The 12424-nt window shown below is 66.9% G+C and carries 12 protein-coding genes and 1 other RNA gene; 2 read left to right on the forward strand and 11 right to left on the reverse strand.

The window, feature by feature from the left end; translation table 11 throughout:
- Positions 1–12: 12 nt before the first annotated feature.
- The 7 genes from Q9S36_RS06700 to Q9S36_RS06730 form a co-directional block, all read right to left on the reverse strand.
- Positions 13–2517, reverse strand: coding sequence for a cation-translocating P-type ATPase (locus tag Q9S36_RS06700; RefSeq protein ID WP_194398100.1), 2505 nt, complete (start codon positions 2515–2517; stop codon positions 13–15).
- Positions 2518–2554: 37 nt separating this feature from the next.
- Complete coding sequence (locus Q9S36_RS06705; protein WP_194398099.1) at positions 2555–3436, reverse strand: hypothetical protein; 882 nt, start codon at positions 3434–3436, stop codon at positions 2555–2557.
- Positions 3437–3492: 56 nt separating this feature from the next.
- Positions 3493–4086 carry a DUF305 domain-containing protein gene (locus Q9S36_RS06710; protein ID WP_194398098.1) on the reverse strand — a complete coding sequence of 198 codons (594 nt, stop codon included), beginning with the start codon at positions 4084–4086 and terminating at the stop codon, positions 3493–3495.
- Between the two features lie 95 nt (positions 4087–4181).
- Complete coding sequence (locus Q9S36_RS06715; protein ID WP_194398097.1) at positions 4182–4619, reverse strand: DUF6153 family protein; 438 nt, start codon at positions 4617–4619, stop codon at positions 4182–4184.
- Between the two features lie 31 nt (positions 4620–4650).
- Positions 4651–6927, reverse strand: a complete 2277-nt coding sequence (locus Q9S36_RS06720; RefSeq protein ID WP_194398096.1) for a cation-translocating P-type ATPase — start codon at positions 6925–6927, stop codon at positions 4651–4653.
- Positions 6924–7250, reverse strand: coding sequence for a heavy-metal-associated domain-containing protein (locus tag Q9S36_RS06725; RefSeq protein ID WP_194398095.1), 327 nt, complete (start codon positions 7248–7250; stop codon positions 6924–6926). Before Q9S36_RS06725 ends, Q9S36_RS06720 begins: the two co-directional genes overlap by 4 nt.
- Positions 7251–7279: 29 nt before the next feature.
- The gene (locus tag Q9S36_RS06730; RefSeq protein ID WP_194398094.1) at positions 7280–7561 is read right to left on the reverse strand and encodes a metal-sensitive transcriptional regulator; all 282 of its coding nucleotides are present in this window, start codon (positions 7559–7561) and stop codon (positions 7280–7282) included.
- An 86-nt stretch (positions 7562–7647) separates the two neighbouring features.
- Here Q9S36_RS06730 and Q9S36_RS06735 point away from each other — a divergent pair, with 86 nt between their 5' ends.
- Entirely contained in the window at positions 7648–7959 is a 312-nt protein-coding gene (locus Q9S36_RS06735) for a thioredoxin family protein (RefSeq protein WP_194398093.1), read from the forward strand.
- 188 nt (positions 7960–8147) lie between these two features.
- Here the strand turns inward: Q9S36_RS06735 and Q9S36_RS06740 are convergent, their stop codons facing one another.
- Genes Q9S36_RS06740 through Q9S36_RS06750 form a run of 3 tightly spaced genes read right to left on the reverse strand, consistent with a single transcriptional unit; the run spans position 8148 to position 10261 of the window.
- Complete coding sequence (locus Q9S36_RS06740) at positions 8148–9206, reverse strand: EamA family transporter (RefSeq protein ID WP_311284467.1); 1059 nt, start codon at positions 9204–9206, stop codon at positions 8148–8150.
- Positions 9207–9215: 9 nt separating this feature from the next.
- Positions 9216–9905 (reverse strand): cation transporter, encoded by a 690-nt coding sequence (locus Q9S36_RS06745; RefSeq protein WP_194398092.1) that lies wholly within the window; start codon positions 9903–9905, stop codon positions 9216–9218.
- A complete protein-coding gene (locus Q9S36_RS06750; protein ID WP_194398091.1) occupies positions 9902–10261 on the reverse strand; it encodes a helix-turn-helix transcriptional regulator in 360 nt (119 codons plus the stop codon). The genes Q9S36_RS06745 and Q9S36_RS06750 overlap by 4 nt, the downstream gene beginning before the upstream one ends.
- Positions 10262–10576: 315 nt before the next feature.
- On the opposite strand from Q9S36_RS06750, the gene Q9S36_RS06755 reads away from it, so the two are divergent.
- The gene (locus Q9S36_RS06755) at positions 10577–11743 is read left to right on the forward strand and encodes a tyrosine-type recombinase/integrase (RefSeq protein WP_311284468.1); all 1167 of its coding nucleotides are present in this window, start codon (positions 10577–10579) and stop codon (positions 11741–11743) included.
- A gap of 208 nt (positions 11744–11951) precedes the next feature.
- On the opposite strand, the gene ssrA is transcribed toward Q9S36_RS06755, so the two are convergent.
- Positions 11952–12321, reverse strand: a transfer-messenger RNA (tmRNA) gene (gene ssrA / locus Q9S36_RS06760).
- Between the last annotated feature and the right edge of the window lie 103 nt (positions 12322–12424).

Raw genomic sequence — 12424 nt, forward strand, 5'->3', positions numbered from 1 at the left:
GCTAGGCGTACGTCACGCTCGGTCGCCGCTGGGCACGGGAGACGGACCGGAATGTTTTTCCGTCGGGGCGGCCGGGGCCGGGAGGCGGAGGCGCTTCAGCATGAGTGCGTTGACGGCGACGATGACGCTCGAGCCGGACATGGTGATTGCGGCGATCTCGGGTGTGAGCATGATGCCCAGCGACGGATAGAACACGCCTGCGGCGATGGGTAGTGCGACGGCGTTGTAGCCGATGGCCCATCCGAGGTTCTGGCGCATTTTGCGGACGGTGCCTTTGCCGATGCGTAGCGCGGTTGCCACGTCGAGCGGGTCGGAGCGCATCAGTACGACGTCGGCGGTTTCGATGGCGACGTCGGTGCCGGCTCCGATCGCGATGCCGAGGGCGGCTTGTGCGAGTGCGGGGGCGTCGTTGACGCCGTCGCCCACCATGGCGACCTTCTTGCCTGAGCGTTGCAGTTCGGCGATCTTGGCGGACTTGTCCTCGGGGAGCACTTCGGCGATGACGGTGTCGATGCCCAGCAGCGCGGCAATGCGTTTGGCCGTGGGTTCGTTATCGCCGGTGAGCATCACCACCTCGATGCCGGATTCGTGCAGTGCGGTGATCGCTGCGGCGGCGGTCTCGCGTGGCGCGTCGGCGAGGGCGATCACGCCGGCGGCTTTGCCGTCGACGGCGAATGCGATGGCGGTGCGTCCGGTGGCGGCGAGTTCGTTCTGGGCGGCGGCGATGGAGCTGATGTCGATTCCTTCGTCGGCCATTAGTCGGGCGTTGCCCATCACCACGCGGCGGCCATCGACCGTTGCAACGGCACCGAGGCCGGTGACGTTGCGGAATGAGCTGGCTGTGCGACGGGGAATGTTGCGGGCGTCGGCGTAGGCGACGACGGCTTTGGCGAGCGGGTGCTCGGACTCGCGCTCGGCGGCGGCGGCAAGGGAGAGCAGTTCGATGTCGTTCATCCCGATGGGGAGGTAGTCGGTCACTTCGGGTTCGCCCTTAGTGAGGGTGCCGGTCTTGTCCAGGACGACTGTGTCTATGTGCGCGGCGGACTCGATCGCTCCGGCGTTCTTGAACAGCACGCCGCGTTTGGCGCCGAGGCCGGTGCCGACCATGATTGCGGTCGGTGTGGCCAGGCCCAGCGCGTCGGGGCAAGTGATCACCACCACGGTGATGGCGAACAGGATCGCGGTGGGCACCGGGGCGCCGATCAGCCACCAGACCAGGAAAGTGACAGTGCCGCCAATCAGGGCGACCAGCACCAGCCAGAAGGCTGCGCGATCCGCGAGCCGCTGCCCGGGGGCTTTGGAGTTCTGCGCCTCCTGAACGAGCGCGACGATCTGGGCCAACGCGGTGTCGGCACCGACCTTAGTGGCCCGCACCCGCAGGGTGCCGGTGGTGTTGACGGTGGCGCCGATCACCGTCGATCCGGCGGTCTTGACGACTGGGAGGCTTTCGCCGGTGACCATGGATTCGTCGATCTCCGACGCGCCCTCCTCCACGGTCCCGTCTGTGGGGATCTTCGCGCCGGGCCGGACCAGCATGAGGTCCCCGGGGATGACATCGGAGGTGGGCACCTCGAGCTCTTCCCCGTTTCGTAGGACGACCGCGCGGGGCGGGGCGAGCTCGAGGAGGGTGCGGATGGCGTCGTTCGCGCCGCCGCGGGCGCGCATCTCCACCCAGTGGCCGAGCAGCACGAAGCTGGCCAGCACCGTGGCGGCCTCGTAGAACACTTCCCCGCCCCCGGTGAGGGTGACCACGACGCTGTAGAGCCAGCCGGTGCCGACCCCGACGGCGACCAGCACCATCATGTCCAGGGTGCGAGCCCGAAGGGCACGCCAGGCGCCGTCGAAGAAGATCCAGGCGGAGTAGAAGATCACTGGAAGGGAGAGGATCAGCGAGAACCAGTCGTCGCGAAGCCCGAATGGTGCCGGAACGGTGAAGCCGAGCACTTCGCGGCCGATCGGTGACCACAGGATGATCGGCAGCGACAGGACAGCGGCGACGATGAACCGGTTGCGCATATCGCGGGTCATCGCCGCCATCGACATCCCCGCATGGCTCCCGCCGTGCCCCATCGCATCCTGGCTTGTACGAGCAGGCATCCCCTCCCCATGCCCGCTGTGGGCATCGTGCCCCGAAGGCTCAGCAGGGGCCACCGCATGATCGTGCATCGGCGTGCCCGCGTCGGCGCCGTGACCCGGGTCCGCATCTGTGGAAGGTCGGGTGGGCGCCACCGTCACGCCTGCGTCGTGTGCGTGGTCGGGGTCGAGAGCGGGATCGCAGATGTGCTCGGGGACGGACTGCCCGGCGCAGTGGTAGCCGCAGTCGATGATCCACTGCCGCAGCTGTGCTTGTGAGGTGAGCTGCGGGTCGTAGGAGACGTTCGCGGTCTGGGAGACCGGGTTCGCCTCGACATCCGTGACCCCGGGCTGGCGGAGAAGCGTCGATTCGACGATCGACTTCGACGATGCCCAGGAGACTCCCTCGACTTCCAGGACGACGGTGCGCGTAGTTCCGTTCATTTCTGTTCTCCTGCTCCGTGAAGCCGCTGCGGCGTGCTCATGAGGTGGGCTCGGTTCTGATGACGACTCGCCAGGTGTTCCCGGCATCGGACGTTACGCGGACTCCACCGTCGTCGGCGATCGCGACGATCCCCTCCCAGCTGACGGCGATCGCGGACGCGGTGCCGGTGGCGTGCCCGGCGGTCTTCCACACCGCGTCGGGCGTTGTCGCCCCGGTCCAGATAGTGCCGTCGGTATCGACGCCGATGATCCCTTCCTCCACCGTCGGATCGGCCGTGATGACCAGCAGGGCGGGGCCGTTCGGCACAGGCGAGAAGGTGGTGCCGCCGTCGCGGCTGACCATCAGCCCGTCTGGGGTGGTGGCGGTGACGATGTCGGCCTGAGTGGTGTCGATGCTGATGTCACGGGCGGTCAGTGGGACAAGATCCGCCCAGGTCTGCCCGGCATCGGTACTCTCCGCCAGGACGGGCCGGTCCGAGGGGAGCCCGAGGAGGATCTCTGGTGCGGCGGGGGTGGCGGCGAGCATATGAAAGTCGGTGACGCCTGCCAACGACACCTGCTCCCAGCCGGCCTCGCTGTAGCGCACCAGTCCCACGTTGGGGGCTGTGAACGTGTGGTCCTGGTTGGCCGGGTCCGGGTGACCGGACGCGAGGATCGTATCCCCCTGAACGGTGAGTCCCATCGCATCGAATGTGGTCTTACCGACGAGGGAGACCTCATCGCTGGTGAGGTCGACCAGATAGACACCGGTGTGCGCGCCGACCAGCAGCGCCCCGTCCAGATCGAACGCGACATCGTGGACATGCGGGATGAGGGCGGGCGAGGCATCGCTGTCAGGGGACGCCGTGCAGGCAGTGGCGGTCAGGGTAAGCGTCGCGGCGAGGGTGGCGGCGGCGAGGGTACGGGCGTGTGTAGTCATAGTGGCGTTCTCCGGAGACAGCGGGCCGGCCGTCGGGTGCGGCCGGCCCCTGCCGGTCAGAGGGTCGCGAGGATGTCCTCCATGGTGGCGATCTCGGTGGTCTGGGAGGCGATGATGTTCTCGGCAAGGGTGACCACATCGGGGTTCTGCCCGTTATCGACCTCGTCTTGGGCCATCTCGATCGCACCCTCGTGGTGGACGATCATCTGCTCCAGGAACAGGCGGGAGGCCTCGGCACCGGTGGCATCCTCGAGGGCTTGCATGTCGGTGTCGGACATCATCCCCCCGTGGTCCATGCCGTCCATGTCCCCCATCGGGGTGCCCCACTCGTCGAGCCAGGACTCCATCAGCTCAATCTCGGGGCCCTGGGCTGCCTTAATCTGCTCGGCGAGGGTGATCACGCGTTCGTCGATGCCGTCCTTGGCGAGGATCATGTCAGCCATCTCGACGGCTTGTTCGTGGTGCGGGATCATCATCATCGTGAACTGCATGTCGGCGTTGTTCACGTCGGCGGCCGGGGATGCGGATGCCGATGAGCCCATTCCGGGCATGTTGTCCATCCCGCCACTGCTGGTGGTGCTGGCGCAGCCGGCGAGGGCGAGCAGGGCGGTCAGGGTGATCGTGGCAGTTGCCGCGGCACGGTTGTTCATCAGGTATCTCCTCAGTCGTATATGAGGCGCACGAGCCGGTGCCCGGGCGCGCGAATGCTGTGCCCACCCGCAAACGGGTCGGCTGACAGCGCTGCTCAGGTACGACTGATGCAGAGAACCAGAAGAGACGGTGGTCGAGTAAGGACAGCGGCACGGGCGGTCAGGGCCGGGCCGGCGCGCAGCGCGGACCCCCAGGAGATGCCCACGCGCGGGAGGAACAGCAGCAGCGAGACGATCAGGAGCGCGAGGACGCAAGCCATCGCCAGCATGCTGGCGTGCCCGCCACAATCCGCGCAGTCCCCGTCGGTCGCTGGCTGGGTGGTGCCGTGGTCGACAACGCCTGGGTTGGGGGTGCCGTGCTCGTGCATCGGCGCCGCGGCTGCGGGTGCGGCGGTCTCGGTGTGACTGTTCAGGGAGTGCATCGCGAGCAGCCCGACGATGATCGCGGCAGTGACAGCGATGAGCAGCAGGACCGAGCGACCCAGCCCGCGCGGGCCGGGACGCAGACGCTGCGCCAGAGCGATCATCGACATGTCACCTCCTTCGTGTCCAGGGTAGACCGGCTCAGGCCGGCTGCACCGTCCGGTCGGCCGGCGCGGGCGCCGCAACAGCGGGCGCGGGGTGGGGGCGGAAGCTGCGCAGGCGGAGGCTGTTGGTGACCACGAACACGGAGGACAGCGCCATGGCGGCCGCAGCAACTAGCGGGTTGAGTAGGCCGAGCATTGCGATCGGGATCGCGGCGATGTTGTACGCGAACGCCCAGAACAGGTTGCCCTTGATGGTGCCCAGGGTGCGGCGGGACAGCCGGATCGCGTCGACCACGACAAGCAGGTCGCCGGAGGCGATCGTGACATCGGAGGCGGCGATCGCCGCGTCCGTGCCGCCGCCCATGGCGACACCGAGGTCCGCTGCGGCCAGGGCTGCGGCGTCGTTGACGCCGTCGCCGACCATGGCGACGACCCGGCCGGCGGCTTGCAGCTGACGGATCACCTCGAGCTTCCCGGCCGGGGTGACCCCGGCGCGGATCTCGTCGATGCCGACCTGGGCGGCGATGTGCTGCGCGGCGCCGGCATTGTCGCCAGTGAGCAAAACCGGCGACAGGCCGAGGGCGCGGAAGCGTGCGATCGCTTCGGCGCTGGTCGGCTTGACCGTGTCCGAGACGGCGATGGTGCCGAGGAACTCGCCGTCGCGGGCGACCGCGATCACCGTGGCCCCGGCCGCTTCCAGAGCCTCTGCCTCTGTGCGGTGGGTGATCGGAGGGTGCACGCTCCACTGATCCTCAACCCACAGCGGCCGGCCGGCGACCACGAGCGCGCCGTCGACGATCGCCTGCACACCGAACCCTGCATGGGAGGCGAACGCTTCAGCCAGCGGCGGGGTGTCGCCGGCGGCGGTCACGATGGCGCGGGCGACCGGGTGCTCGGAGCCCCACTCGGCCGCCGCCGCAGTGGTCAGGAGATCCTCGGCGGTGACGCCGGGGGCGGGTGAGACGGTGGTGACGGTCATGGTGCCGTGGGTGATGGTGCCGGTCTTGTCCAGCACGATGGTGTCGACCTGGCGGGTCTGTTCCAGCACCTGCGGTCCGCGGATCAGGATCCCCAGCTGCGAGCCGCGGCCGGTGCCGACCAGCAACGCGGTCGGTGTCGCAAGGCCGAGCGCGCAGGGGCAGGCGATGATCAGGGTCGCGACCGCGGCGGTGAACGCGACCTCGAGTGATCCGCCGACCAGCAGCCACCCTGCGAACGCCACGATCGCCAGGACAATCACGATCGGGACGAACACCCCGGAGACGCGGTCGGCGAGGCGTTGCACCTTGGCTTTGCCGGTCTGGGCTTCATCCATCAGCCGTTGCATCCGTGCCAGTTCGGTGTCGGCGCCGATCCGGGTGATCTCCACGATCAGTCGTCCGCCGACGTTCACGGTCGCGCCGACGACGCGGGACCCGGTGGTCACCTCGACCGGGACGGATTCGCCGGTGAGCATGCTCGCGTCAATCGCGGAGGCCCCATCGACCACCAGGCCGTCGGAGGGGATCTTCTCCCCGGGGCGCACGAGCACCCGGTCGCCGACGATCAGCTGGGAGACGGGGACCAGTTGTTCCACGCCGCCGACCAGGCGCGTGGCATTCTTCGCGCCCAGGTGCAGGAGTGCGCGGAGCGCTTCGGTGGAGGACTTCTTGGCACGGGCCTCCGCGTACCGGCCGGCGAGGATGAACACCGTCACCAGGGCGGCGACTTCGAGGTAGATCTCGCCGCTGCCCGCCTCGGGGCTGCCGAACAGGGTGAAGGTCATGTGCATCCCGGGCATCCCGGCCATGCCGAAGAACAGCGCATACAGCGACCAGCCGAACGCGGCGATCACCCCGACGCTGATCAGCGTGTCCATCGTCGCCGCCCCGTGGCGGGCGTTCACGAACGCCGCACGGTGGAACGGCCACGCCCCCCACACCGCCACCGGCGCGGTCAGCGTCAAGGCCAGCCACTGCCAGTACGTGAACTGCAGCAGCGGGATCATCGACATCAGCGCGACCGGTACCGCCAACGCGGTGCTGATAAGTAGCCGGCGACGCAGCGACACCAGCTCGGGATCTTCCGCAGGAGTGTCGGTCGATGTCGGCTCGGGCGCGACAGGTGCCGGTACCGCCGCGGAATACCCGGCGGATTCGACCGCCGCGATCAGCTCCGCCGCCTCGACACCGTCGGCGCGGACACGGGCTTTCTCGGTCGCGTAATTGACCGTCGCCTCAACCCCGGGGAGCTTGTTCAGCTTGCGTTCGATCCGCGTCGCGCATGACGCGCAGGTCATCCCGGAGATCTCGAGCTCCACATCGAGGGTGCTCATGACGGGCTGCCGGCGAGGGCGTACCCGGCCTCCTCCACCGCGGCGCGCACGCGTTCAGCATCGATCGGTGCGGCGCTGTGAATGGTCACACGCGAGGAGCCGCCCGCGTTCAGATCGACCGATACGTTCTCGACCCCGTCGATCGCGGTGATCTCCTCAGTGACGCTCATCACGCAGTGCGAGCAGGTCATCCCGTCCACCAGAACATCCTGTGTGGTCGTCGATACGGCAACCTGCGTGTCGGTGGCGGACGCGGTGGAGCAGCAGCTGCATCCGGCGGCGGAATCGGTCAGGCCCAGGTCGGTGCGCTCGTTCGCGGTCATGATGGTGTCCTCTCGGTCGGGGGGTGTGGTCAGGAACGGACCAGGCGGGCGATCGCCTCGTTCGCTTCACGGATCTTCTCCGCAGCGACGGCGCCGCCCTCAGCGGTCGCTTCCGCCACGCAGTGCGACAGATGATCGGCCAGCAGGGAGAGGGCGACCGTCTCCAGTGCGCTGGTTGCGGCGGAGACCTGCGTGAGGATGTCGATGCAGTACTTGTCGTTCTCGACCATCCGCGCGATACCACGCACCTGACCCTCCGCGCGGCTCAGCCGCTTCAGGAGGTCGTCCTTATTCGCTGCGTACCCGTTCATATCTCGATACTATACCCCCCTAGGGTAATCTGGCTGATCGCAACTGATCGCTTTGGCATTGCAAGGCGCTGGCGGAGGATGAGGGAATGAACATCGAGGTACTCCACATCGAGGACTGCCCCAGTTGGGGCGAAACCGGGAACCGCCTCCGCGAAGCCCTGGATGCGACCGGGTTCGGTGAGACGACCATCGCCTACCGACTGCTCCGCACGTCCGAGGACGCCGCCCGGGTTCCCTTCGCGGGTTCGCCCACCATCACGATCGACGGCCAGGACCTGTTCCCCAGCGGCGGGCGCACCGCGGACCTCGCCTGCCGGGTATATATGACGCCCACCGGGCTGGCTGGACTCCCTACGACCGAACAGCTCATCGAAGCGATCGCCGCCAATGGACACTGACGCGGCGGTCCAGTGTTCCTGCTGCGGGCGAACTCTGCCCCGACGCAGAGTCCACGCGTTGAACGGCACCGCCGGATACGTGTGTCGGCGCTGCGGCCTATGGATCGCGCTACGGCTGCACAACGACCGACGCACGGCCGACTGACCACTCGCCAGGCGAACGCGCGGACCTGCTCCCGACCGAAACGCTATGTCGTCGGGTGCGAGTGCCGGTGGTGGCTGTCCGGGTAATGCTCGTGCGCGTGGGTGAGCTCAACGTGGGGGTGTGGATGCCGGTGGCGGATGCCGGCTGAGACCGGCTCGGCGTGGTCGTGGTCGTGATGCTCGTCGGGGTGGGTGTGCCAGTGGTCGTGCTCGAGGGGCTCGTGGGTGTGTGGGTGTTCGTGCCGCTCGGTCAGATGCAGCCAGACCCCGAGCACCATGAGCGCTCCGGCAATGATCAGCGGGATCGTGATCGGATCCCCCATCGCGATCGCCAGGACGGCGCCGAAGAACGGGGCGATCGAGAAGTACGCGCCAGCGCGGGCGGTGCCGATATGGCGGAGGGCGACGATGAACAGCACCAAACTGATCCCGTACGCGAACAACCCCGTCACCATCGCCGCCCCGACGTTCAGCAGCGGCGGAAGTGATGCGCCGAGCAGGAAGGCGAGTGTGAGGTTGACCGGTCCCGCGGTGAGTCCCTTGACAGCGGCGAGCCAGGTCGCGTCGTGAAGGGCGACCTTCCGGGTGAGGTTGTTGTCGATCCCCCAGGCGAGGCACGCGCCGAGGATCGCCACTGACGGGAGGATGCCGGCGAAGTCGGCCTGGCCGGGCCAAGAGAGCACGACCGCCCCGGCGACGATCGCGGCCATACCGAGGGCGATGCGACGGTCGAAGTTCTCCTTGAACACGAACCACGCCAGCAGCGCAGTCGCTACCCCCTCCGCGTTCAGCAGAAGAGAGGCGCCGGATGCCGGCATCCCGACCAGTCCGAACATCAACAGCACCGGGCCGACCACCCCGCCAAAAAACACCGCCCCGGCCAGAGGCAGCAGCTCCCGGCGCTCCAAACGCACCCGGGGTGCCCGGCGGATCAGCCGGTACACACCCAGGCCGATCCCGGAGCCGAGGTAGAGCAGGCCGGCGAGCATCCAGGGGCTCACGTCGACGAGCAGCAGCTTCGCGATCGGGGTACCCGCACCGAACAGCAGCGCCGCGGCAAGGGCGGCCTGTACGCCGGTGTTGCGTAGGGAGGTCAATCGCACGATTCCACGCTACGCGTGCTCGTGGTGACCGTCATGGTCGTGGTGGTGGTCGTCGATTTCGAGTTCACCAGTGAGGGCGGCGATCGGGACGGTGCAGGCGTCGCCGCGCCACGCTTCGAGTCCTTCCTTTACGGCGAACCCGGCGATGAACAGGGCGGCAAAGGAGTCCGCCCACGCCCAGCCGAACAGGCTGTTCAGCAGCAGGCCGACCAGGAGCGCCGCCGACAGGTAGGCACAGATCAGGGTTTGCTTCGAATCAGCCACCGCTGAGGCCGAGCCGAGTTCCCGCCCCGCGAGCCTCTCCAGCCAGCTCACGACAGGCATGATCACCAGGCTGATCGCGGCCAACGCGATCCCCACCGGGCTGTGCTCCGGCTCCCTAAGGCCGGTCAGCGACAGCAGTGCATCGACGCTCACGTACGCAGCCAGGGCGAAGAAGGACACGGCGATGATTCGCAGCGCCGGCTTCTCGCGAGTCTCGGGGTCGGGGGCGGCGAACTGCCAGGCGATGGCCGCCGCAGAGAGCACTTCCACGAACGAATCGAGCCCGAATCCGATCAGCGCGGCGGAAGAGGCGGCTCCACCGGCGATCAGCGCAATGATGCCCTCGATGACGTTGTAGGTGATCGTGAACCCCACGATCCAACGGATCCGCCGACGTAGGATGCCGACACGGACCGGGTCGGTCGCGACGCTCACGCCACGGCCCCCGCCCCGCAGCACAACGGGAGGGCACAGTCAGGATCCACGCATCCCGTACCGTCGTCGACCGCAAGCACAACCTGCACAAGCGCGCCGATCGCTTGGGTGAGGTGCGGGTCGGCGATCTCGTACCGGGTCTGCCGCCCCTCCGGAGTCGCAACGACAATGCCGCAGCCGCGCAGGCAGGAGAGATGGTTGGACACATTCGTCCGGGTCAGATCGAGGTCGCGTGCCATCTGCGCCGGGTAGCCGGGCTGGTCAAGGAGCGAGAGCAGGATCCGCGACCGGGTGGGATCGGCCATCGCCCGGCCCAACCGATTCATCACATCGACGCGCGAAGACAAGGTCAGCATTGACTGACTATACAGCATCCAGTGACCATACACGTCTGACAGCGGGAAAGAGCCGCGTGGAGCTCCGTGTAGCGCAAGACGATCCGTCCATGGGACGGTTCCATGCTCGATGTATTCGTTGTCCGCCATCAGTGCCCGAAGCACGATGGCCGCCATGCACGAACTTCTCTCGAGGGAGGTTGAGTGCGGACCGCCCGACGAAGCAGAACGTCACCTATGTGCAGTTGCCGACAGTTATCCACAGGACGCGCCCGAAGCGTCACCACATCGGGCGAAGGCGATCCGGTCCGGGCTACCCTTGCCGCGAGGTGACCCATGGGAAGCATCACTGCCTACGAGATCGGATCCGGCAGACGCTATCGCGTGCGTTGGCGCGACGATCAGCAGAAGCAGGTTGAGAAGAAGGGCTTTCGCACCAAGAAGGAGGCCGAGCTCTATCTCGCACACACCGCCGTCTCGAGATCCAATGGTTCGTACACCGACCCGGGTGAAGCTCGCATCACCGTGGGGGCGCTTGGCGTCGATTGGCTACGGAACAAGAAGCACGCGCTCAAGGCGTCATCGTTCAGCTCGTTGGATACCTCCTGGCGGGTCTACGTCCTGCCGCGTTGGGGCGACGTCCGTATCGGCGACATCCGCGCGTCCCACGTCGAGCAGTGGATCCGCGAGCTGTCCGAGGGCACCGCGACAACGAAGCGCACGAAAAGTGAGAAGGCTGGTGCCAATCCGCGATCCGCGAGCGTCGTCTATCGCGCGCTGGGCGTGCTGGCCGGCATCCTCGACACGGCCGTCCGCGACGGCAGAATCCCCCGGAATGTCGCCAGAGGCGCGCAGAATCTGCCTCCCAAGCAATCGCAGAAGCCGCGTCGCTACCTCACACACGCCGAGGTCGTGCGCCTCGCCGAAGCGACTAACAACGACACACACAAGACCCTCATCCTTGTTCTCGCCTACTGCGGAGTCCGATGGAGCGAGGCGATCGGAATGCACGTCAGCGACATCATCTTTCCGAGGCACCGCATCCAGGTACAGCGAGCGGCAGTCGAGGTCAACGGCAAGATCGTGCTCGGTACGCCCAAGAACTGGGAACGTCGGCTCGTGCCGTTTCCTGCGTTTCTCGAGCAGCCTCTCAAACGACTGTGCAGTGGCAAGCGAGCCCACGATCTCGTCTTCACCGACTTGGAGGGCAAGCACCTGCGGCGTGCGAAAACCCAGCAAGGAATGAACTCATGGTTCACGACCGCCCTGAGCATTGCTGACATCGAGCGTCTGACGCCCCATGATCTGCGCCACACGGCCGCCAGCCTTGCGATCTCATCCGGAGCCAACGTGAAGGCGGTCCAGCGGATGCTGGGGCACAAGTCGGCCTCGATGACTCTCGACACGTACGCCGATCTGTTCGACGACGACCTCGCCGACGTCGCGGAACGGATGAATCAGGGCGGCGTGAACGCGGATGTCGGCCGCCTCTGGGCCAGTTAGTCGCTCCACTCGTGAGCAGCGCGCGCGAACATCGCCATCGAGAACCGTCATTGCACGGCATCCAGACGCAGTTTCCCACGCTTATGCGCCGAAAATTCGTGGGCGATTTGTGGGCGATGCAGCTTGGCATGACCAACCATGACCAAAAGGATGGGCTCGAGAACCGCGTGATTCCGCGGCTCTCGAGCCCATTCAAGTGACAGCGGATTGGTGGAGATGGGGGGAATCGAACCCCCGTCCATTGCTGAATCTCTGCGGTTTCTCCGGGCGCAGTCTGTGCAGACGTTCTGCTCGGCCCCGACCCTTGTCACAGACACCTGAGTCGACGAGCCCAGCCTGGGAAGAGTCCCGCGCGGCGTCCAGACGCCACCGCGCAGCAAGATCCCTAGATGACGCCAGGACCCGTGTCGGGATCACACACGGACTGACGGACTATCGGCCTCGCTTACGCAGCGAGGGCGAAGTCAGACTGCTTCTTTTCGGCAGTTATTGGTTTGCAGGGGGCGTTAACGAGATAACCCCGCATCCTCGGCCCGCTTCACGCAGATAGGCAGGCAATGTCGAAACCGATCATCCCCGTGAACCTCTCGCGAGGTGTTCCTTCTGCTGAAGGGCCGCTGTCACACTGTGGAATTGCCAAGTCCGGACGCCGAAGCATCCGAGCACACCAGACTACAACGG

The organism is Microbacterium sp. ARD31 (assembly GCF_031844425.1).

What these genes read in the sequence shown, in the direction of transcription:
- Q9S36_RS06755 (WP_311284468.1), top strand. Translation starts at nt 10,577, where the DNA reads ATGGGAAGCATCACTGCCTACGAGATCGGATCCGGCAGACGCTATCGC.
- Q9S36_RS06735 (WP_194398093.1), top strand. Translation starts at nt 7,648, where the DNA reads ATGAACATCGAGGTACTCCACATCGAGGACTGCCCCAGTTGGGGCGAA.
- Q9S36_RS06750 (WP_194398091.1), bottom strand. Translation starts at nt 10,261, where the DNA reads ATGCTGACCTTGTCTTCGCGCGTCGATGTGATGAATCGGTTGGGCCGG.
- Q9S36_RS06730 (WP_194398094.1), bottom strand. Translation starts at nt 7,561, where the DNA reads ATGAACGGGTACGCAGCGAATAAGGACGACCTCCTGAAGCGGCTGAGC.
- Q9S36_RS06700 (WP_194398100.1), bottom strand. Translation starts at nt 2,517, where the DNA reads ATGAACGGAACTACGCGCACCGTCGTCCTGGAAGTCGAGGGAGTCTCC.
- Q9S36_RS06725 (WP_194398095.1), bottom strand. Translation starts at nt 7,250, where the DNA reads ATGACCGCGAACGAGCGCACCGACCTGGGCCTGACCGATTCCGCCGCC.
- Q9S36_RS06720 (WP_194398096.1), bottom strand. Translation starts at nt 6,927, where the DNA reads ATGAGCACCCTCGATGTGGAGCTCGAGATCTCCGGGATGACCTGCGCG.
- Q9S36_RS06710 (WP_194398098.1), bottom strand. Translation starts at nt 4,086, where the DNA reads ATGAACAACCGTGCCGCGGCAACTGCCACGATCACCCTGACCGCCCTG.
- Q9S36_RS06715 (WP_194398097.1), bottom strand. Translation starts at nt 4,619, where the DNA reads ATGTCGATGATCGCTCTGGCGCAGCGTCTGCGTCCCGGCCCGCGCGGG.
- Q9S36_RS06705 (WP_194398099.1), bottom strand. Translation starts at nt 3,436, where the DNA reads ATGACTACACACGCCCGTACCCTCGCCGCCGCCACCCTCGCCGCGACG.